The sequence below is a fragment of the Oryzisolibacter sp. LB2S genome (genome assembly GCF_040732315.1).
Classification (GTDB): domain Bacteria; phylum Pseudomonadota; class Gammaproteobacteria; order Burkholderiales; family Burkholderiaceae_C; genus Alicycliphilus; species Alicycliphilus soli.
The window spans coordinates 2627372-2646559 of the sequence record NZ_CP160388.1 but is presented as its reverse complement, the minus strand read 5'-3'; the positions used below and the strand labels follow the sequence as shown (position 1 = coordinate 2646559).

Sequence of the window (19188 nt, the reverse complement as noted above, 5' to 3'; positions counted from 1 at the left end):
GGCAGCATCGCAGACGGCTCCATTGTAATTGCTGCGAACAGCCTCTGCCGCCTGCCGGCATGGCCTGGTTACAGCGGGCTGGTGTCTTCGCCGAGAGCCTCGTCGAGGCGCAGAAGCAGCTGTTGCACGCGCGCGTCCTGTTCAGCCGGCAATGCCGAGTCGGGGGCATCGGCAGCGTCGGCCGCCTCGGGCATTGCAGGCCTTTGACTGGCAGCGGCCAGGTCGGCGGCTTCGCGGTCTGCGATCTCGAACGCCAGGTTGAGGGCCGCCAGCACGGCGATGCGTTCACGCGCGCGCACCTTGCCGGCGTCGCGAATGCGGGTCATGGCCGTGTCCACGCGTTCCACCGCCTCGAGCAGGCGTGATTCCTGGCCCTCGGGGCAGGCCAGCAGGTAGCTTTGCTGCAGGATCTGAACCTCGAGCTGCTTCATGGCGCGTCCTTGGTCGGATTGTTTTCGGGCAGGCGTTCGAGCAGCGCATCGATTCTCGAGCGCGCCGCACCGAGACGGGATTTGAGCGAGTCGCGCTCCTGGGTCAGCGTGGCCACCTGCTCGGCCAGCAGGGCGTTGGTGCGCTCCAGTTCGGCGTGGCGCAGCAGCAGGCGCTCGACGCGCTGCGCAATCAGATCGATGGGGTGGGGTGTGGCCATAGAACCGCGCATTGTAGGGTGACAGTGGGTTTACCCGTAAAATCGATGTCGTTGGTGCTCGCTGCCGTGGTTCACGCGGCCGCAGTTCAACGGGAAGCAGGGAGGGGCCTTCGCCACGAAGCACACCCCCAGCCTGCGCTGCCCCCGCAACGGTCAGCGGATGAGCCGTCCTGTCTCGGCTCCGCTTTCACATTCTCATGCCACTGGGTGCCTTGAACAAGTGCCTGGGAAGGCCGTGAAAGCTGTCCCGCCAGCCCGGATACCGGCCAACAAGGTGGTTTCGCCAGCCCTTTTGCCAGGGCGGTGTGACCGTGATGCCCAGGTGCCGACGGGGAGGTCGGCTGTGGCGATATTCCCGTTTTTCCCACATGAAGAAGATCCGTTCGTCCAAAGTGCGCAGCACCGCACTGGCCACCCATGTGCGCGTGACCGCGCTGACCCTGGCGCTGGGCGCCGCCTGGCCGGTCATGGCCCAGACCCTGGTGGCGCAGGCCGCCACCGAGCAGCAACTGCGCGAGACCGTGGTAACCGCCACGCGCGTGGCCCAGCCGCTGTCTGACCTGGTGTCCGACGTCTCCATCGTCGACCGCGAAACCATCGAGGCCAGCGGCGCCACCGGCGTCATCGACGTGATCGCGCGCCTGCCCGGCGTGCAGATCTCGCGCAACGGTGGCCAGGGCAGCAGCGGCAGCGTCTACCTGCGCGGAGCCGAGTCGCGCTTCACGGCCGTGTATCTCGATGGCGTGCGCCTGGACTCCCAGTCCACGGGCGGCGTGGTCTGGGAGCAGATTCCGCTGTCGCAGATCGACCGCATCGAGGTCGTGCGCGGCCCTGCGGCCGCCGTCTACGGCTCCGACGCCATTGGCGGCGTGATCCAGTTGTTTACCAAGAAGGGTGAGGGCGCCCCTGCACCGTACGTGGGCGTGGGCCTGGGCAACCAGGGCACGCGCACCGTGCAGGCCGGCGTGAGCGGCGGCAGCGGCATGGTGGACTATTCGCTCGGCCTGTCGCACGAGCGCGCCGATGGCTTCAGCACGCGCGTGGGCGCGGCCTACAACCCGGACGACGACGGCTATCGCCGCAGCACGGCCAATGCAAAGGTGGGCCTGCAGATCAACAAGACCCACCGCATCGAGGGCACATTGCTGGCCAGCAATCTCAACTCGCAGTACGACGGCAGCCTGACCGCCGACGACCGCAACCACCACCAGCTGCGCACTGGTGGCCTGGCTTGGCTGGCCCAGTGGAGCGATGTGTACAAGACGCGAGTGCAGGTCACGCAGTCGGACAGCAAGTACAGCACCACGCCCAACTTCTACATGACCGAGACCACGCTGCGCAACTACCTGCTGCAGAACGAGTGGCGCCTGGGTGCCCACCTGTTCACCGCGGCGCTGGAGCGTCGTGAGGACGAGCTGCACAACCCTGCCACGGCCTTCGTGGGAGACCTCCAACGTGACCGCTCGCAGAACGCCCTGGCTCTGGGCTATGGGCTGAACCAGGGTGCGCACGCGCTGCAGGCCAACCTGCGCTATGACGACGACAGCGAGTTCGGCGGCAAGGGCACGGGCAGCCTGTCCTATGGCTACGCGATCACGCCGCAGTGGCGCATCACGGCCGCGGGCGGCACGTCGTTCCGCGCGCCCACGCTCTACCAGCGCTTCAGCGAGTACGGTGCGCCCGGCCTGCAGCCCGAGAAGGGCCGCAACATCGAGATCGGCACGCGCTGGAGCCAGGGCGCGAGCAGCGTGGGCCTGGTGGCCTACCGCAACCGCGTGACCAACCTCATCAACTTCGGCGCCGCTGGCAGCTGCGCATCGGCCTTTGGCTGCTACGAAAACGTGGGCCGCGCCGAATACAAGGGCGTGACGCTGTCGGCCACGCACCGCATCGCCGGCGTGTCGCTGCATGGCTCCATGGACTGGCAGAACCCGCGTGACCTGGACAGCGGCAGGCAGCTCGCGCGCCGCGCCAAGCGCTACGCCACGCTGGGCGCCGACACCATGGTTGCGGGCTGGACGCTGGGCGCCGAGCTCTACGCCTCGGCACGCCGCTACGACAACGCCGCCAACACCAACGTGCTCGGCGGTTACACCACGGTCAACCTCTACACCTCCAAGCGTCTGGGCCGCGACGTGACGCTGCTCGCACGCGTGGACAACCTCGCCGACAGGGACTACCAGACCGCACGCACCTACGCCACGGGTGGGCGCACGGTTTATGTCGGTCTGAAGTGGGCGCCGCGTTAAGGTCCGCCATGCACCGCTGCCCCGCCTTGATCACCGCCGCCTGCGCCTCCGGCCAGGGCAAGACCACCGTTACCGCGGCGCTTGCGCGCCTGCACGCCCGGCAGGGCCGGCGCGTGCGCGTGTTCAAGTGCGGGCCGGACTATCTGGACCCCTACTGGCACCAGCTCGCCAGCGGCGCGCCCGTGCAGCAGCTCGACCTGTGGATGACGGGCGCCGAGGACTGCGCCGCGCGCCTGTACGCCGCGGCGGGCGATGCCGACCTGCTGCTCATCGAGGGCGTGATGGGCCTATTCGACGGCGCGGACAGCGTGGCCGACCTGGCCGCGCGCTTTGGTGTGCCGGTGCTCGCCGTCGTCGATGCCTGGGCCATGGGCGGTACGCTGGGCGCCATTGCGCATGGCCTCAAGACCTTCCGTCCCGGCCTGCCCTGGGCGGGGGTGTTGGCCAACCGCGTGGCCGGCGCGCACCACGCGCAGCTGCTGAAGGATGGTCTGCGCGACGGCGCGGACTGGCTGGGCGCGCTGCCGCGCCTGGCGGGCGAGGGCGGCGGGCCGCTCCTGCCCGAGCGCCATCTGGGCCTGGTGGCCGCGCACGAGCTGCCCGACGCCATTGCGCGCCTGGACGCCGCGGCCGACGCGCTCGCCGCCACGCCGCTCGGCCAGATGGACGCGAGGGCGCTCGAGCGCTTTGCCGTGGACTTCGCGCCGCAGCCCGAGGCCGCCGTGCCGCCGCTGCTGGCCGGGCGCACCGTGGCCGTGGCGCGCGATGCGGCCTTTGCCTTCATCTACCCGGCCAACCTACGGACGCTGACGGCGCTCGGCGCGCGCCTGGCGTTCTTCTCGCCGCTCGCGGGCGAGCGCCTGCCCGACTGCGATGCACTGTGGCTGCCCGGGGGCTACCCGGAGCTGCACGCCGAGCGGCTGGCCGACAACCGCGGCCTGCAGCAGGACCTGCACGCCCACGCGGCCGCGGGCAAGCCCATCTGGGCCGAGTGCGGCGGCATGATGGCGCTGGCCGAGACCATCGACCTGCCGGACGGCCGCCGGCTGCCCCTGTGGGGCCTGCTGCCCGGGCGCGTCACGCAGCAGCAGCGCCTGGCGGGCCTGGGCCCGCAGCAACTGACCCTGCCCCAGGGCGTGTTGCGCGGCCACACCTTTCACTATTCGCGCTTCGACAGTCCCGCGCCCGTGGCCACGCGCACGGCGCGGCGCGGGCAGGCCGTGACGCCCGATGCGGGCGAGGCCGTCTACCGCCAGGGCAGCCTGCGGGCCAGCTACTTCCACGCCTGGTTTGCGTCCAGCCCGGCGGCCACCGCGAGTCTGTTCCTATGACCCCCATTGCCCGCAGCGAGCTCATCCTGGGCGGCCAGAAGAGCGGCAAGTCGCGCCGCGCCGAGATGCTCGCGCGCGAGTGGCTCGCGCAATCGCCCGCGCACCGCGCCGTGCTCATCGCCACGGGCCAGGCCTGGGACGATGAGATGCGCCAGCGCATCGCGCGCCACCAGCGCGAGCGTGCCGAGCGCGTGCCCGGCATGCTGACGCTGGAAGAGCCGCGCGACCTGGCTGGCGTGCTCGCGCGCGTGAGCAGCCCGCAGGCGCTGGTGGTGGTTGACTGCCTGACGTTGTGGCTTACCAACTGGCTCATGCCGGCCGCGCAGGATGTGCACCCTCTCCCCCCGGGAGAGGGCAGGGGTGAGGGCAGGCCCACCATCGCTGGGCGTACGGAATATGAGCCCAATCGGCCTCCAGCGCCCGACTGGCAAGCGCAGGCAGCTCTATTTTTGGAAGCAATCCGCCAGTCCAGCGGGCCCGTCGTGCTCGTGGGCAACGAGATCGGCCTCGGCGTCATCCCCCTGGGGCGCGAGGTGCGCGCCTTTGTCGATGCACTGGGCGGCCTCAACCAACAGGTGGCCGCCGCCTGCGAGCGCGTCACACTCATGGCCGCGGGCCTGCCCCTGACATTGAAAACGCCATGAAGCCCACACCCGTCAAACGCATCCTCCTCGTCGTCGCCGTGCTGCTCGCGCTGCTGCTGCTCATGTGGGGTACGGCGCAGGCCCAGGGCGTGCAGGTCACCGACGACCGCGGCCGCCGGGTGGAGCTGCCGCGCGCACCCCAGCGCATCGTGAGTCTGCTGCCCTCGCTGGCTGAGACGGTATGCGCGCTCGACGCCTGCGCGCGCCTGGTCGGCGTGGACCGCTACACCAACTGGCCCGACAGCGTGAAGCAGTTGCCCAAGGTGGGCGGCGGGCTGGATCCGAACATCGAGGCCGTCGTCGCGCTGCGCCCGGACGTGGTGCTCATGGGCACCTCCTCGCGTGCGGCCGACCGTCTGGTGGCGCTGGGCATTCCCGTGGTGGCGCTCGAGCCCAAGACCCATGCCGACGTGCGGCGTGTGATGGGCAAGATCGGCCAGCTGCTGGCCGTGGCCGATGCCGATCGCGTCTGGCGCGCCATCGATGCGGGCGTGTCCGCCGCCGCCCAGTCCCTGCCGCCCACCGCGCGCGGCCAGCGCGTGTACTTCGAGGTCAGCCCCGGGCCCTTTGGCGCGGGCGAGGCCTCGTTCATCGGCGAGACGCTCACGCGCCTGGGGGCGCGCAACATCCTGCCCGCGCGGCTCGGGCCCTTCCCCAAGCTCAACCCCGAATATGTGGTGCGTGCCGACCCGGACCTGATCATGGTTGGCGCCCGCAGCGCCCAGGGACTGCTCGCGCGCCCCGGCTGGGACCGGCTGCGCGCGCTGCGCCAGGGCCGGCTGTGCCAGTTCACGGCCGAGCAGTCCGACGTGCTGATCCGCCCCGGCCCCCGCATGGCCGAGGCCGCGCGCCTCATGGCCGCCTGCCTGCAGGGCAAGGCCCCCGGAGTCGCGCAATGAAGAAAAATGGGGTCAGATTCCAATTGGGCGACGGCGCTCGCTCAGAACCGGCCGAGTCGCAAGCCGAAAATTGGAGTCTGACCCCAATAAATGCGCGCTGGCTCGGCCTGGGCCTGGCGCTGCTGGGCCTGGTGCTGGTGCTGCTGGGGCTGGCCGTGGGCAGCACCGGGCTGGAGAGCCTGCGCCCGCTCTGGGCGGGCGAGGGCGACGAGGCCGCCATGGCGCGCCAGATCGTCTGGGACATCCGCCTGCCGCGCACCCTGGGCGCCTGGGCCGCGGGTGCGCTGCTGGGCCTGGCCGGGGCCGTGGCCCAGGGGCTGTTTCGCAATCCGCTGGCCGACCCGTACCTGCTGGGCAGCGCCTCGGGCGCGTCGCTGGGCGTGGCCGCGGCGCTGGCGCTGATGGGCGGCGCGGGCGGCATGCTGGGCGCATCGAGCGCCGTGGCCGTGGTGTCGGTCTATTCGGGCCACTGGCTGGTGCGCCTGGGGCTCACGGGGGCGGCGTTTGTGGGCGCCGTCGCGGCCGTGCTGCTCACCCTGGTGCTGGCGCGCGGCGTGCAGCACACGCTGCGTCTGCTGCTGGCCGGCGTGGTGGTGGGCGTGGTGCTGGGGGCCTGCACCTCGCTCATCCTGCTGCTCTCGCCCGATTCGCTGCAGGCCATGCAGGGCTTTCTGCTCGGCTCCACGGGCTTTGTCGGCTGGACGGCCTGCGTGCTGCTGCTCGCCGTCTGGCTGCCCTGTCTTGCCGCGGCCTGGGGGCTGTCGCGCGCGCTCGACGCGCTGGCCCTGGGCGAGGCCACGGCGCACAGCCTGGGCCTGCCGCTGGCGCCGCTGCGCGCGGCCCTGGTGGCGGTGCTGGCCCTGGCCACGGGCACGGCGGTGGCGCAGACCGGGCTGATCGCCTTTGTCGGCCTGGCCGCGCCTCACCTGGTGCGCGCGGCCGTCAGCGTGCCCCATGGCCGGCTGATGGGGCTGGCCAGCCTGATGGGCGGCGCTCTGCTGGCGGGGGCCGACCTGCTGGCGCGCGGCCTGCTGGCGCCGCAGGAGCTGCCCGTGGGCGTGCTCACCGCCGTGCTCGGCGGCGGCTATCTGCTGTGGCTGATGCACCGGCGCACGGCACCCGGGGGGCTGCTGTGAGCACTGCACAAAACATAGCTGTCAGCGCCCACCAGATAAGCGCTGGAGCCGGAAAAGACTGTGTATTGCAGGGCATGAGCCTGCAGATCACCGCGGGCCGCTGGACCAGCATCGTTGGCCCCAACGGCGCGGGCAAGTCCACGCTGCTGCGCGCCCTGGCCGGGCTGCTGCCCACGCGCGGCGGCCATGTGGAGCTGCTCGGGCGCGCGCTGCACGCCTGGCCGCGGCGCGAGCGCGCGCGCCAGCTCGCCTGGCTGGGCCAGAACGAGGCCGCCGGCGACGACCTCACGGTGTACGACGTGGCCATGCTCGGCCGCCTGCCGCACCAGGGCTGGATGCAGCCCGCCAGCCGCCAGGATCATGCGGCCGTGGAGCAGGCGCTGCGCGCCACCCAGGCCTGGGACTGGCGCGCGCGTGCGCTGGGCCAGCTCTCGGGCGGCGAGCGCCAGCGCGTGCTGCTGGCGCGCGCGCTGGCCGTGCAGGCCCAGGTGCTGCTCATGGACGAGCCGCTGGCCAATCTCGATCCGCCGCACCAGGCCGACTGGCTGCGCCTGGTGCGCGCGCTGGTCGCGCGCGGCCACACCGTGGTCAGCGTGCTGCACGAAATCTCCCTGGCGCTGCATGCCGACGACATGCTCATCATCGACCGCGGGCAGCTGCGCCACCAGGGCGCGGCGGGCGACCAAGCCACGCACCGCGCGCTCGAGCGCGTGTTCGACGACCGCATCGCCATCCACCATGTGGCGGGCCAGTGGCTGGCCCTGCCGCGCATCCACGTTTGAAGGACAGCCCTCCATGCAGATAGAAACCCCACCCGCCGACAAGCCCTACGACAAGCCCGAGGGCGAGCGTCGCGGCCTGGTCATCGTCAACACCGGCGACGGCAAGGGCAAGAGCACGGCCGCCTTCGGCCTGGCGTTCCGCGCCACGGGCCGCGGCAAGCCGGTCAAGGTGTTCCAGTTCATGAAGGTGCCCAGCGCCCGCTTTGGCGAGCACCGCCTCGCCGATCAGGTGGGCCTGCCCGTCGAGGGCCTGGGCGATGGCTTCAGCTGGAAGTCCAAGGACCTCGAGCAGTCCGCACAGCTCGCGCGCGACGGCTGGGCCAAGGCGCGCGCGGCCATTCTCTCGGGCGACTACTTCCTCGTCGTGCTCGACGAGGTGACCTACCCGCTGATCTACGGCTGGCTGCCGCTGCAGGAGGTGCTCGACACCCTGGCCGCGCGCCCGAGGGACGTGCATGTCTGCCTCACGGGCCGCCGCTGCCCCGAGGAAATCATCGCCGTGGCCGACACCGTGACCGAGATGAAGCTCATCAAGCATGCCTTCCAGGCCGGCGTGCCCGCGCAGCGCGGGATTGAAGACTAGGCAAGACCAGGCCACCGCCATCCCCGCGCAGGCGGGGATCGGCCCGCTGCCGCCGGTACACCACAGAGGATCACCCCGTCATCCCCGCGCAAGCGGGGATCCACAGCCGCCCTGACGGGGCCGCTTGGATCGCACCTGGATCCCCGCCTGCGCGGGGATGACGGGCGCTGCGGACATGCATGCGGCGACCGGGCAAGCCATCTTCCTCCACGGCGTAGCGCTTTTGTTTTCATAGCTGTTCGCGCTTTGTGGGTAAGGGGTAGGGGCATTTTCTCCATGAATCAGCAGGCCTAGAATGGGGCGCATCCGCCGCCATTCAGGATCCGCGCCATGCCTCTGCTGTACTGCCACCTGCCCACGCCGCTGGGCGAGATGCTGGCCATCGCCAGCGAGCGCGGCCTGTGCCTCTTGGAGTTCGTCGGCCAGCAGGGCGTGGCGCGCGAGCAGGCCCAGGTCGAGGCCGCGCGCGGTGGCCCCGCGCGCGCGGGCATGAATGCCATCCTGGAGCAGACACGCACCGAGCTGGCCGAGTATTTCGCGGGTCGGCGCCGCTCCTTCGACGTGCCGCTGGACCTGGTCGGCACGCCGTTTCAGAACGCCGCCTGGCAGGCGCTGCGCGCCATCCCCTATGGCCAGACGCGCAGCTACGCCGACCAGGCGCGCGCCATCGACCGCCCCAGGGCCACGCGTGCCGTGGCCGCGGCCAACGGGCAGAACAAGGTGTCCATCATCGTGCCCTGCCACCGCGTGATCGGTAGCGACGGCAGCCTCACGGGCTTTGGCGGCGGCCTGCCGCGCAAGCGGGCGCTGCTGGCGCTGGAGGGTGGGGGTGCGTTGTTCTAGCGCGCCGTCGGCCGCGTGCCGCGTGGCGCGAGGCGTTTCGACAGGCTCAAGGGCATGGGGCCCGTGTACACGCTGGCACAATCGCAGGCTGCCGCGGCGCCGTCCTGCACGCAGGCAGCGCATGCCCCCCTGAGTCGCGAAGGATTCCTCCAATTGAATGCCCTATTCCCACTGGTCGCCACCGTGGCCGCCTATCTGCTCGGTTCGCTGTCGTTCGCCGTCATCGTCAGTCGCGTCATGGGTCTGTCCGACCCGCGCACCTATGGCAGCAAGAACCCCGGTGCCACCAATGTGCTGCGCTCGGGCTCCAAGGCCGCAGCGGCCGTGACGCTGCTGTTCGACGCGCTCAAGGGCTGGCTGCCGGTGGTGCTGGTGCGCTGGTTCGGCGCGCCCTATGGGCTGGAGGAGGGCACGCAGGCGCTCGTGGGGCTGGCCGCGTTTGCGGGCCACCTGTGGCCGGTGTTCTTCCGTTTTCAGGGCGGCAAGGGCGTGGCCACGGCGCTCGGTGTGCTGCTGGGCGTGAGTGGCTGGCTGGGCCTGGCCACGTTGCTGACCTGGATCATCATCGCCTTCTTCTTTCGCTATTCGTCGCTGGCCTCGCTGGTGGCGGCGGTGTTTGCGCCGTTCTTCTACCTGCTGGGCAGCGGCGTGGCCTGGTACAGCGACGCGCGCATCGGCGTGGCCATGGCCGTCATGGCCGTGCTGCTGGCCTGGCGCCACAGGGCCAACATCGAGCGGCTGATCCAGGGCAAGGAGTCGCGCCTGGGCTCCGGGAAGAAGGGCTGAGCCGGCGCTGAATCAGCCCGCCACCGTGTCGCTGCGGTGCGCGGCAAACAGGCCCAGGCGCACCATGGCGCGCTGGGGCAGGTCCACCGTGACGGCCGAGCGCGCGAGCGCCGACTGTATGCGCGGCTGGCCGCGCAGCGTGTGGTAGAGCCGGGGCTCGGGCAGGGCCTGCCCCCTGGCGTCGAGCACGCTGGCGACGAGCGGAAGCGCGGGTTGCTCGCTGCGGCGCAGCACGACGGCCGTCTCGGCGTTGTCCAGCCGCACCAGCGTGCCCGGCGGGCACAGCCCCACCGTGTGCACCAGGGCCTGGCTGACTTCGTCACCGAATTCCGAATCGTGCCCGGCCATCGCGCGCACCGAATCCGTGGCGCTGCGGCCCTCGCGGGACTTGCGCGGGCTGATCATGGCGGCGTAGCGGTCTATCGTGCTCAGGATGCGCGCCAGACGCTCGGGTGCGGGCAGCTGCGCGAGCCGGGCAGAGTCAGTCGAGGGGCGGTGATGCAATGCCACGACCTCGAGCCACAGCTCGTCGCTGATGTGCAGGTCTTCGAGCAGATCCTGGCCGACCTGCGGGTGCCGGTCCACCGCGGCGCGCTGCTCGGGTGTGAGCGGCTCGCGCTGCTGGGCCAGCTCGTCCTGCAGCGCCGTCATGCCGATGTTCATGGTGAAGGCCGCGCGCACCAGACTGTCGCGCTCATGCATGGGCAGCTGCAGCTGCTGCGCGAGGATGTGGCAGAGCGTGGCGCACACCAGTGCGTGCGCGGCGCTGTAGCCCACCGTCGAGGTGCTCGCGAGCTGGAACATCAGGTACAGGGCGGCGTCGATGTCGTGCGCAACGAGGTCCTGCAGCCAGTGGTCGCATTGGCGCAGCTTGGGCCCGAAGTCCCGCACGCAGCGCGGGCGCGCCAGCAGGATGGCGAGCGCGGACTCCAGATCCGACCACTGGCCTATCAGGTCCTCGTACTCGCTGTCGGCCGACTCGATGTGGGGGCTGTGCGCAGACATGGTGCAGGTTCGTGGCCGAGGCCGGTCAGCGGCGCTTGTGCAGCACCATCTCGTTGCCGTTGCGCTGCATGTCGAAGGCGCCCAGAAAGCTGTTGCCCAGCAGCACATAGGGCATGGCCTCGGCCGTGACGATGGCGTCCACGCGGCGCAGCTCCACGTCGCCCACGCGCACCGAGTCGAGCCGCAGGCGCCAGCCCTGGGCGATGCCGTTGGCCGTGCTCATGCGCACGGGCTGGCCCTGCTCGAACTTCAGGCCCATGCGCTCGGCCTCGGGCCGGCCTATGGCCACGGTGGAGGCGCCGGTGTCCACCATGAACTGCGTGCTGCGGCCGTTGATCTGGCCCGCGCTCACGAAGTGGCCTCGGGCATCGGCCTTCATGACCACGCGCTGGCCGTCGCTGCCGTTGCCGCCCACGCTGACCGGGGCCTCGCCCAGGCGCAGCGTGCGCCGGCCACCGGCGCTGTCGACCACGGCCTCGTCGCGGCCCACGGAGACCACCTGCACGCCCTGGTGCGACTCGCCCGGCGCCACGGCGCGCGGCGCGCCGCCGTTGACGACGAGCAGCGCCTTGCCGCCGAGCATGCCCGCGAGCGCCACATCCTGTGCGTGCGCGGCCGTGACCGCCAGCAGCGCGGCGGCCAGCAGCGGGCCGGCCGCCAGCGCGGGCCGGCGTCGCGAGTGCTCGAGCGTGCGGGACATCAGTCGCGGAAGTTGTCGAAGGCGAGCGGCAGGTCGGCCATGTCCTTGCGGATCAGCGCCATGGCGGCCTGCAGGTCGTCGCGCTTGGCGCCCGTGACGCGCACCTTGTCCTCCTGGATGGCGGCCTGCAGCTTGAGCTTGCTCTCCTTGATGAGCTTCTGGATCTTCTTGGCGTTCTCGCTGTCGATGCCGTTCTTGACCTTGACGACCTGCTTGAGCTTGTCGCCGCCGATCTTCTGTGCCTTCTGCACATCGAGGAAGCGCACATCGACGTTGCGCTTGGTGAGCTTGTTGCGCAGGATGTCCTCGACCTGCTGGAGCTGGAAGTCGGCGTCGCCGAACAGCGTGATCTCCTTGTCCTTGAGCTCGATGGCGGCGGACGTGCCCTTGAAGTCGAAACGCGTGCCGATCTCCTTGGCCGTGTTCTCCACGGCGTTCTTCACTTCGACGAAGTTGGCTTCACAAACGGTATCAAAAGACGGCATGGCATCACTCTCTGGCAAACCTGGGGCAAACCCGCACCGGGCGGACGCCGGTGCGACAATCCGGGAGATGTTAGTCGAGAAAAACGTTCCCCTGCAGGCCTGCAACAGCTTCGGCATCGCCGCGCGCGCCCATACCCTGGTGCGTGTGCGCAGCGCCCGGGATGTGCACGACCTGCTCGCCGACCATCGCCTGGCGCGCCAGCCGCTGTTCGTGCTTGGCGGGGGCAGCAACATTGTGCTCACGGGAGATGTCAAACCCGTGGTGCTGAAGATGGAGATCAAGGGCCGGCGCCTGCTCGAGGAAACCGACAAGGCCTGGATCGTCGAGGCCGGTGCGGGCGAGATCTGGCACGACACCGTGGCCTGGACCCTGGCCCAGGGCTGGCCCGGCCTGGAGAACCTGGCGCTGATCCCGGGCACCGTGGGCGCGGCGCCGGTGCAGAACATCGGCGCCTATGGCGTGGAGCTGCAGGACCGCTTTCACTCCCTCGTCGCCATCGACCTGGCGACGGGCCAGCCCTTCACGCTCAACGCCGCGCAATGCGCTTTTGGCTACCGTGACTCGGTGTTCAAGCATGCCGCGCCGCTGGCCGAGCAGGAGGGCTCGGGCCTGCCGGGCCATTGGGGGCGTGGCATGGGGCTGGCCGGGCGCGCGGTGATCACCCATGTGCGCTTTCTGCTGCGCAAGGACTGGCGTCCCGAGCTCGGCTATCTGGACCTCGAGCGCAGGCGCGCGGAGGCCGGCGTGGCCGAGCCCACGGCGCGGCAGATCTTCGACTGGGTGTGCGAGATTCGCCGCGCCAAGCTGCCCGACCCGGCCATGATCGGCAACGCCGGCAGCTTCTTCAAGAACCCCACGGTGACACCTGAGCAGTGCCGGGACATCATCGCGCGCGAGCCAAAAATAGTGCACTACCCCATGGCCGACGGCAGCATCAAGCTGGCCGCGGGCTGGCTCATCGACGCCTGCGGCTGGAAGGGCAAGACCGTGGGCCGCGCGGGCGTCTATGACAAGCAGGCGCTGGTGCTGGTCAACCGCGGCACGCCCGAGGACAGCGTGACCGGCGGCGAGGTCATGACCCTGGCGCGCGCCATACAGACCAGCGTGTACGAGCGCTTCGGCATCCGGCTCGAGCCAGAGCCGGTAGTGGTGTAACCCGGATTTGGACGCCTACTTGGCGCGCTCGCTCTCGACCACCATGTCCAGCACATAGGCGTAGCTCGATGCGTCGGCCGGCGCGTTGGCGCGCTTGAAGCGGTTGATGCGCAGCACGTTGCGCACGCCGGGTTCATGCTGGTAGCCCTCGATCTCGCCATAGAACGGCTGCCATTCGCCCACATGGCTCTTGACGCCGTTGTCCGCATAGCGGATCTCGCGCACGCGCAGGCACTGGTGGTTGGGAATCAGGCCATGGCTGCAGGCCTGGCGCTGCGGCGCGACCTCCAGGAAGATGCGCTCGGCCGGTCCGCCGTACTGGGTCTGCGGCGTGGGCTGGCCCGTCAGATCCCAGCGCGTGCCGTCGGCAAACCACAGCTGCAGCCGTGGCGTGCTGCCGGCATGCAGCTGGTGGCGCTTCATGGTCGGCAGCAGCTGGCCCACGCGGTCCTCAAGCTCCATCAGCGCCCGGTCGGCGCAGGCACGCTTGGTGGACATGGGCGCGGTCAGCTGTATGTCGTTGCCCTGCGTGCCAAAGCCCGCGCTCAGCTGGTTGCACAGGTGGCGCACGCTGATGCGCTGATCCTCGAAGTGCAGCTGCAGCGGTGCGTGGCCGGCCAGCAGCCAGCGCGCATCGGGCCGGCCCTGGGCGTCGAAGGCGGCCGTCAGGTTCCAGTCATGGGAGGCGAGGTCGGGGGCCTGGTGCTGTGCGGCGCTGGTCATGGGGGCCTGCGGCTGGGATGGGGCGCTGGTGCAGGCGCCCATGAAGGCGGCCAGGGCCAGGGCGGAGACGATGTGCAAGTGATGTGAATGCTTCATGGCGGTGTTGGAGGGCCGGTGGTGCGGAAGGTTCATGCGACGCGGCCGTGCTCGCGGCCTCTCAGAAAGAGGAGCCGGGCTGCTGCAGAAATGCGAGCTCTTCGTCGCTGGACTGGCGGCCCAGGATGGCGTTGCGGTGCGGATAGCGGCCAAAGCGCTCGATGATGGCCTGATGGCGCTGCGCGAACGGCAGGTTGGCCTCCAGCCCCGGCTCGGCGAACAGCCGCAGCGCCTCAGCCTGCACCAGAGGTGATTCGCTGTGCATGTACGGCATGTAGGCAAAGGCGCGCTGCGTGGCGGGCAGCGTGCGCGCCTGGCCGCTTGCGACCAGCTCCTGCGCCAGCAGCAGCGCCATGCCGTCCTGCGCAAAGGCCCGGGGCGTGTCGCGGAAAACGTTGCGCGAGAACTGGTCCAGCACCAGGATCTCCGCCAGCCGTCCCAGGGCATTGGTGCGCCAGCCCCACAGCTCGCCACGCGCCGCGGCCTCCAGCGTGGCGCCAAAGCGCTCGGCGATGGCGGCGTCGAGCCGCGCATCCTTGGCGAAATGCTGCGCGGGTGTGAGTTCGTCGAACCAGAACTGCAGTACGGTGTCGGCTGTCATCGGTCAATGGCGTCAATGGCGCTTACTTGCCCCAGCTGTCCTTGAGCCCCGTGATGCGGTTGAACACGGGCTTGGCCGGCGCATGGTCCTTGCGGTCGGCGACGAAGTAGCCGAAGCGCTCGAACTGGAACCTGTCCTCGGCCTGGGCCGTGGCGAGCGAGGGTTCGACATAGGCCGTCACCACCTTGAGGCTGCCCGGGTTGAGCAGCGCCAGGAAGTCCTTGCCGCCCGCATCGGGCTGGGCGTCGGTGAACAGGCGGTCGTACAGGCGCACCTCGGCGCTGATGCCGTCGGCCACGCCCACCCAGGTGATGGCGGCCTTGACCTTGACGCTGTCGGCGCCGGGTGTGCCGCTCTTGGTGTCGGGTACCACGGTGGCCAGCACCTGGGTGATGTTGCCGTCGGCGTCCTTCTCGCAGCCCGTGCACTCGATGACGTAGCCGCCCTTGAGCCGCACCTTGTTGCCTGGGAACAGGCGCTTGTAGCCCTTGGGCGGCACCTCCTCGAAGTCCTCGCGCTCTATCCAGACCTCGCGTCCCAGGGTGAAGCGGCGCTCGGGTGCGCCCTGCTCGCCATGGGGCAGGGCGGGCAGGCTGCAGGGCTCGAGGTGGTCGGCACTGCCGAACACCTCGGCCCAGTTGGTCAGAACGAGCCTGATGGGGTCGAGTACCACCATGGCGCGGTGGGCCTTGGGCTCGAGGTCCTCGCGCAGGCAGCCCTCGAGCGTGCTGTAGTCGATCCAGCTGTAGTCCTTGGTCACGCCGATGCGCTCGCAGAAGGCCTGGATGGAGGCGGGCGTGTAGCCGCGCCGGCGCAGGCCGACGATGGTGGGCATGCGCGGGTCGTCCCAGCCGCTGACGATGCCGCTGTCCACCAGATGCTTGAGCTTGCGCTTGCTCGTGACCACGTAGGTCAGGTTCAGGCGTGCGAACTCGTACTGGCGCGGGTGCGGTTTGGCGATCAGGCCGCCCTCGGCCAGGCGGTCGAGCAGCCAGTCGTAGAACGGGCGCTGGTCCTCGAACTCCAGCGTGCAGATGCTGTGGGTGATGCACTCGAGCGCGTCCTCGACCGGGTGCGCAAACGTGTACATCGGATAGATGCACCACTGGTTGCCGGTGTTGTGGTGCTCGGCGCGCTTGATGCGGTAGATGGCCGGGTCGCGCAGGTTGATGTTGGGCGACGCCATGTCGATCTTCGCGCGCAGCACGGCCGCGCCGTCGGCCAGCTTGCCGTCACGCATCTCGCGAAAGCGCGCCAGGTTTTCGGCCGGGGTGCGGCCGCGGAAGGGACTGTCCACGCCGGGCTTGCCGAAGTCGCCGCGGTTGGCGCGCATCTCCTCGGCCGTCTGCTCGTCCACATAGGCGTGACCGGCCTCGATGAGGTACTCGGCCGCGCGGTACATGAAGTCGAAGTAGTTGCTCGCGTAGTACAGGTTCTCGTGGCCGTCCGGATCCTTCCAGTCAAAGCCCAGCCAGTGCACGGCGTCGATGATGCCGTCCACGTATTCCTGGTCTTCCTTCTCGGGGTTGGTGTCGTCGAAGCGCAGGTGGCACACGCCGCCGTAGTCGCGCGCCAGGCCGAAGTTCAGGCAGATGCTCTTGGCGTGGCCCACGTGCAGGTAGCCGTTGGGCTCTGGCGGAAAGCGCGTGCGGATCCTTGCCGGGTCCAGCGCGCCCGCGCCCTGGTGGGCGGCGTCGCCGGGGCTGCCGGCCCAGCGGTTCTGGGCATGGGTGCCCTGGGCCAGATCGGCCTCGATGATCTGGCGCAGGAAGTTGCTGGGCTTGGGGGCGTTGGTGGTGTCGTTGTGGGCTGGGGTGCTCATCCCGCAATTCTAGGCCGGGCGCTCAGGGTTCACCCTGCAGTGGCGGCAACGTTCGGAAACAACAAAAATGCCCGCGCATGCCATCCTTTTGCGGGCCTCGTGCGTTGTGGCTTGGAAAATCGAATGGTTTCGCTGCGGTTCAGGGGTGTCCAGCACAAGGCAGACAGGCCCTGCAGTCAAAGGAGAAGAATCTATATGTTCCAACGTCGCTCTTGGTTTGCCACCATCGCATCGGCCGCAGCTGCCCTGGCCCTGATGGTGGGTGCCGGCACGGCGCAGGCACGCAGTGATGTGTACTGGTCCGTCGGTGTGGGTGGCCCCGGTGTGGTGGTGGGTGTGGGCAATGCGCCGGGGTATTACGCCCCGCCCCCGCCCGTGTACTACGCGCCGCCCCCGGTGGTGTACCAGCCGCCGCGCCCGGTGTACTACGCGCCGCCCGCCGTGGTGTATCCGCCGCCGCGCTACTTCGGCCACCGGCACCACCATCATCATCGCCACCATCATCACCGTCGCCATCATCGCCACGACCACGACGATTGATGTGGACGCGGCTCGCGCAGAGTGAGAAACGGGCGGCCCTGCGGGGCCGCTTTTTGTTGCCGGGGCGGCACGCATAATGCAAGCGTTGCGGGGCCGCCGCCTTGGCGGGGCATGCCGCAGTCCCATTGCCAAACCCATCACATGACCAAAACCGTTTACGTCCTCAACGGCCCCAATCTCAACCTGCTGGGCACGCGCGAGCCCCAGGTCTATGGCTCCCAGACCCTGGCCGACGTGGAGAACCTCTGCGCCGCGGCCTGTGCGCGCCATGGCCTGACGCTGGTGTTTCGCCAGAGCAACCACGAGGGCGCGCTGGTGGACTGGATTCACGAGGCCGGCCGGCTGCATGCCGAGGGCCAGCTCGCCGGCGTGGTGCTCAATGCCGCGGCCTACACGCACACCAGCGTGGCGCTGCTCGATGCCGTCAAGGGCACGGGCGTGCCCCTGGTGGAGCTGCACATCAGCAATGTCCATGCGCGCGAGGCCTTCCGCCACCACTCCTACCTGGCCGCGGCCGCGCGTGCCGTGATGTGCGGCTTTGGCGTGCAGGGCTACGCGCTCGCCATCGACGGGCTGGCGCAATGGTGACGGCGCCGCCGCCGGCCACGCTGCCCGTGCCGGCCCAGGTGCTGGGCCTGCAGCGGCAGGCCCGGCGCGAGGCCACGCCCTGCGGTGCGGGCGATCTCGTCTGGCATGTCTGGGGCGCGCCGCGCGGTGACCAGCCGCCGCTGGTGCTGCTGCATGGCGGCAGCGGCAGCTGGACGCATTGGGTGCGCAACATCGAAGGCCTTGTCGCCGCGGGCCGCGAGCTGTGGATTCCCGACCTGCCGGGCTTTGGCGACTCGGCATCGCCCGCGGCGGGCGGGGATGCCGACGCGCTGGTCGAGCCCCTGGCCCAGGGGCTGCTCGCGCTGTTCGGCGCGCGCGCCTGCGACCTGGTGGGTTTTTCGTTCGGCGGGCTCACGGCCGGGCTGCTGCTCGCGGCCCATCCCGAGCTTGCGCGCCAGCTGGTGCTGGTGGGCGCGCCCGCCATGGGCGTGGTGCCGCAGCGGCAGTTCGCGCTCAAGGCCTGGCGCCACCTGCCCGAGGCCGGGCAGCTCGCCGCGCACCGCTACAACCTCGCGGCGCTGATGTTCCGCGACGCGGCCCAGATCGACGCGCACGACGGTCTGGCGCTGGGCCTGCATGTGCAGAACGTGCTGCGCGACCGCATGCCACGCCGGCGCCTGGCGCACACCGATGCACTGGCGCGCGCGCTGCCGCGGGTCGGCTGCCCGGTGCACGCCATCTATGGCCGCGCCGATGCGCTCTACAAGGAGTGGATAGTCGCGCTCGAGGGCGCCTACGCTGCGGCCGCGCCGGACTTTCGCGGCATGACGCTGATCGAGGACACGGGCCACTGGGTGCAGTTCGAGCGCCCCGAGGCCTTTGAGCAGGCGCTGCTGGCCGCGCTGCGGGCCGGCGCCTCTGCCGGTTGAGGGCCATGGTCACCGACCGGCACACCGCGCTGCGGGTCGACCCGGCCGAGGTCGAGTGGAGCGCCATGCGCGCCCAGGGCGCGGGCGGGCAGAACGTCAACAAGGTGGCCAGCGCCGTGCACCTGCGCTTCGACATCGCCGCATCGTCCCTGCCCGAGGACGTGAAGCAGCGCCTCTTGGCCCTGCGCGACGGGCGCATCACGCAGCAGGGCGTGCTGGTCATCAAGGCCCAGCAATACCGCACCCAGGAGGCCAACCGCCTGGACGCGCTCGCGCGCCTGCAGGCCCTGGTCGACAGCGTCGCCCGACCGCCGCGTGTGCGCCGCGCCACGCGGCCCACGCTGGGCTCCGAGCGGCGCCGGCGCGAGGCCAAGAGCAGGCGCTCGGCCCTCAAGGCGCAGCGCGGCCGGGCGGGTGTGCAGGACTGAAGTTGGATAGGGCAAACGGCTCAAGTGGTGAATTGGGGTGAAGGGGGGGGCTGCCGTCATCCCCGCGAACGCGGGGATCCAGGAGCCACTAGGCGTGCCGCTTTGCCAGAGCAGTGGATCCCCGCCTGCGCGGGGATGACGGGGGGCAGGGAGTTGGAATCAAAAACGCCGTCAGCCATTTCAGGACAAGCGCGAGCAGCTATGGATGGAGGAGCGAATGCGGCCACTCCGTCATCCCCGCGAACGCGGGGA

General features: G+C 70.2%; 22 protein-coding genes and 1 riboswitch. Of the genes, 14 read left to right on the top strand and 8 right to left on the bottom strand.

Translation table 11 applies throughout. The features are described 5' to 3' along the window. Window positions 1–68: 68 nt before the first annotated feature. Together ABUE11_RS12610 and ABUE11_RS12605 are read right to left on the bottom strand one after the other, a co-directional pair. Window positions 69–431 (bottom strand): cell division protein ZapA, encoded by a 363-nt coding sequence (locus tag ABUE11_RS12610; protein ID WP_367065582.1) that lies wholly within the window; start codon window positions 429–431, stop codon window positions 69–71. After that, the gene (locus ABUE11_RS12605) at window positions 428–649 is read right to left on the bottom strand and encodes a DUF904 domain-containing protein (RefSeq protein WP_367065580.1); all 222 of its coding nucleotides are present in this window, start codon (window positions 647–649) and stop codon (window positions 428–430) included. Before ABUE11_RS12605 ends, ABUE11_RS12610 begins: the two co-directional genes overlap by 4 nt. A gap of 35 nt (window positions 650–684) precedes the next feature. Further along, window positions 685–935: riboswitch (cobalamin riboswitch) on the top strand. Window positions 936–1017: 82 nt separating this feature from the next. Between ABUE11_RS12605 and ABUE11_RS12600 the strand changes: the two genes are divergently transcribed. From ABUE11_RS12600 to plsY, 9 genes are all read left to right on the top strand, one after another. After that, window positions 1018–2898: a TonB-dependent receptor gene (locus ABUE11_RS12600; RefSeq protein WP_367065578.1), complete on the top strand. Its 1881-nt coding sequence runs from the start codon at window positions 1018–1020 to the stop codon at window positions 2896–2898. 8 nt (window positions 2899–2906) lie between these two features. Further along, a complete protein-coding gene (locus ABUE11_RS12595) occupies window positions 2907–4229 on the top strand; it encodes a cobyrinate a,c-diamide synthase (RefSeq protein ID WP_367065577.1) in 1323 nt (440 codons plus the stop codon). Continuing rightward, the gene (locus ABUE11_RS12590) at window positions 4226–4873 is read left to right on the top strand and encodes a bifunctional adenosylcobinamide kinase/adenosylcobinamide-phosphate guanylyltransferase (protein WP_367065575.1); all 648 of its coding nucleotides are present in this window, start codon (window positions 4226–4228) and stop codon (window positions 4871–4873) included. The genes ABUE11_RS12595 and ABUE11_RS12590 overlap by 4 nt, the downstream gene beginning before the upstream one ends. Further along, the gene (locus ABUE11_RS12585; RefSeq protein ID WP_367065574.1) at window positions 4870–5772 is read left to right on the top strand and encodes a helical backbone metal receptor; all 903 of its coding nucleotides are present in this window, start codon (window positions 4870–4872) and stop codon (window positions 5770–5772) included. Before ABUE11_RS12590 ends, ABUE11_RS12585 begins: the two co-directional genes overlap by 4 nt. Beyond that, the gene (locus tag ABUE11_RS12580) at window positions 5769–6908 is read left to right on the top strand and encodes an iron ABC transporter permease (RefSeq protein WP_367065573.1); all 1140 of its coding nucleotides are present in this window, start codon (window positions 5769–5771) and stop codon (window positions 6906–6908) included. Before ABUE11_RS12585 ends, ABUE11_RS12580 begins: the two co-directional genes overlap by 4 nt. A 74-nt stretch (window positions 6909–6982) precedes the next feature. Continuing rightward, the gene (locus ABUE11_RS12575; RefSeq protein WP_367065572.1) at window positions 6983–7690 is read left to right on the top strand and encodes an ABC transporter ATP-binding protein; all 708 of its coding nucleotides are present in this window, start codon (window positions 6983–6985) and stop codon (window positions 7688–7690) included. A 13-nt stretch (window positions 7691–7703) separates the two neighbouring features. Beyond that, on the top strand, window positions 7704–8273 hold the full coding sequence (gene cobO, locus ABUE11_RS12570) for a cob(I)yrinic acid a,c-diamide adenosyltransferase (RefSeq protein WP_367065571.1): 570 nt from the start codon (window positions 7704–7706) through the stop codon (window positions 8271–8273). 330 nt (window positions 8274–8603) lie between these two features. After that, a complete protein-coding gene (locus ABUE11_RS12565; protein WP_367065570.1) occupies window positions 8604–9116 on the top strand; it encodes a methylated-DNA--[protein]-cysteine S-methyltransferase in 513 nt (170 codons plus the stop codon). 153 nt (window positions 9117–9269) lie between these two features. Beyond that, entirely contained in the window at window positions 9270–9902 is a 633-nt protein-coding gene (gene plsY, locus ABUE11_RS12560; RefSeq protein WP_367065569.1) for a glycerol-3-phosphate 1-O-acyltransferase PlsY, read from the top strand. A gap of 12 nt (window positions 9903–9914) precedes the next feature. Here plsY and ABUE11_RS12555 read toward each other — a convergent pair whose 3' ends face one another. From ABUE11_RS12555 to ABUE11_RS12545, 3 genes are read right to left on the bottom strand one after another with little or no spacing between them, the layout of a single operon-like run. Then, complete coding sequence (locus ABUE11_RS12555) at window positions 9915–10907, bottom strand: HD domain-containing phosphohydrolase (RefSeq protein ID WP_367065567.1); 993 nt, start codon at window positions 10905–10907, stop codon at window positions 9915–9917. 25 nt (window positions 10908–10932) lie between these two features. Beyond that, window positions 10933–11607, bottom strand: coding sequence for a retropepsin-like aspartic protease (locus tag ABUE11_RS12550; RefSeq protein ID WP_367065566.1), 675 nt, complete (start codon window positions 11605–11607; stop codon window positions 10933–10935). After that, the gene (locus tag ABUE11_RS12545; RefSeq protein WP_367065565.1) at window positions 11607–12092 is read right to left on the bottom strand and encodes a YajQ family cyclic di-GMP-binding protein; all 486 of its coding nucleotides are present in this window, start codon (window positions 12090–12092) and stop codon (window positions 11607–11609) included. Before ABUE11_RS12545 ends, ABUE11_RS12550 begins: the two co-directional genes overlap by 1 nt. A gap of 67 nt (window positions 12093–12159) precedes the next feature. Between ABUE11_RS12545 and murB the strand changes: the two genes are divergently transcribed. Further along, the gene (gene murB, locus ABUE11_RS12540) at window positions 12160–13248 is read left to right on the top strand and encodes a UDP-N-acetylmuramate dehydrogenase (RefSeq protein ID WP_367065564.1); all 1089 of its coding nucleotides are present in this window, start codon (window positions 12160–12162) and stop codon (window positions 13246–13248) included. A gap of 15 nt (window positions 13249–13263) precedes the next feature. On the opposite strand, the gene ABUE11_RS12535 is transcribed toward murB, so the two are convergent. From ABUE11_RS12535 to ABUE11_RS12525, 3 genes are all read right to left on the bottom strand, one after another. Continuing rightward, window positions 13264–14067, bottom strand: a complete 804-nt coding sequence (locus tag ABUE11_RS12535; RefSeq protein ID WP_367065563.1) for an META and DUF4377 domain-containing protein — start codon at window positions 14065–14067, stop codon at window positions 13264–13266. A 61-nt stretch (window positions 14068–14128) separates the two neighbouring features. After that, on the bottom strand, window positions 14129–14668 hold the full coding sequence (locus ABUE11_RS12530; protein WP_367065562.1) for a DUF924 family protein: 540 nt from the start codon (window positions 14666–14668) through the stop codon (window positions 14129–14131). A 22-nt stretch (window positions 14669–14690) separates the two neighbouring features. Next, the gene (locus ABUE11_RS12525) at window positions 14691–16490 is read right to left on the bottom strand and encodes a glutamine--tRNA ligase/YqeY domain fusion protein (RefSeq protein WP_367065560.1); all 1800 of its coding nucleotides are present in this window, start codon (window positions 16488–16490) and stop codon (window positions 14691–14693) included. A gap of 195 nt (window positions 16491–16685) precedes the next feature. Here ABUE11_RS12525 and ABUE11_RS12520 point away from each other — a divergent pair, with 195 nt between their 5' ends. The 4 genes from ABUE11_RS12520 (at window position 16686) to arfB (ending at window position 18936) form a co-directional block, all read left to right on the top strand. Continuing rightward, a complete protein-coding gene (locus ABUE11_RS12520) occupies window positions 16686–17030 on the top strand; it encodes a hypothetical protein (RefSeq protein ID WP_367065559.1) in 345 nt (114 codons plus the stop codon). A gap of 141 nt (window positions 17031–17171) precedes the next feature. Beyond that, window positions 17172–17618, top strand: coding sequence for a type II 3-dehydroquinate dehydratase (gene aroQ, locus ABUE11_RS12515; protein ID WP_367065558.1), 447 nt, complete (start codon window positions 17172–17174; stop codon window positions 17616–17618). Continuing rightward, on the top strand, window positions 17612–18508 hold the full coding sequence (locus ABUE11_RS12510; RefSeq protein WP_367065557.1) for an alpha/beta hydrolase: 897 nt from the start codon (window positions 17612–17614) through the stop codon (window positions 18506–18508). Before aroQ ends, ABUE11_RS12510 begins: the two co-directional genes overlap by 7 nt. Window positions 18509–18513: 5 nt before the next feature. Then, window positions 18514–18936 (top strand): alternative ribosome rescue aminoacyl-tRNA hydrolase ArfB, encoded by a 423-nt coding sequence (gene arfB / locus ABUE11_RS12505; protein ID WP_367065556.1) that lies wholly within the window; start codon window positions 18514–18516, stop codon window positions 18934–18936. The last annotated feature ends 252 nt before the right edge of the window (window positions 18937–19188 follow it).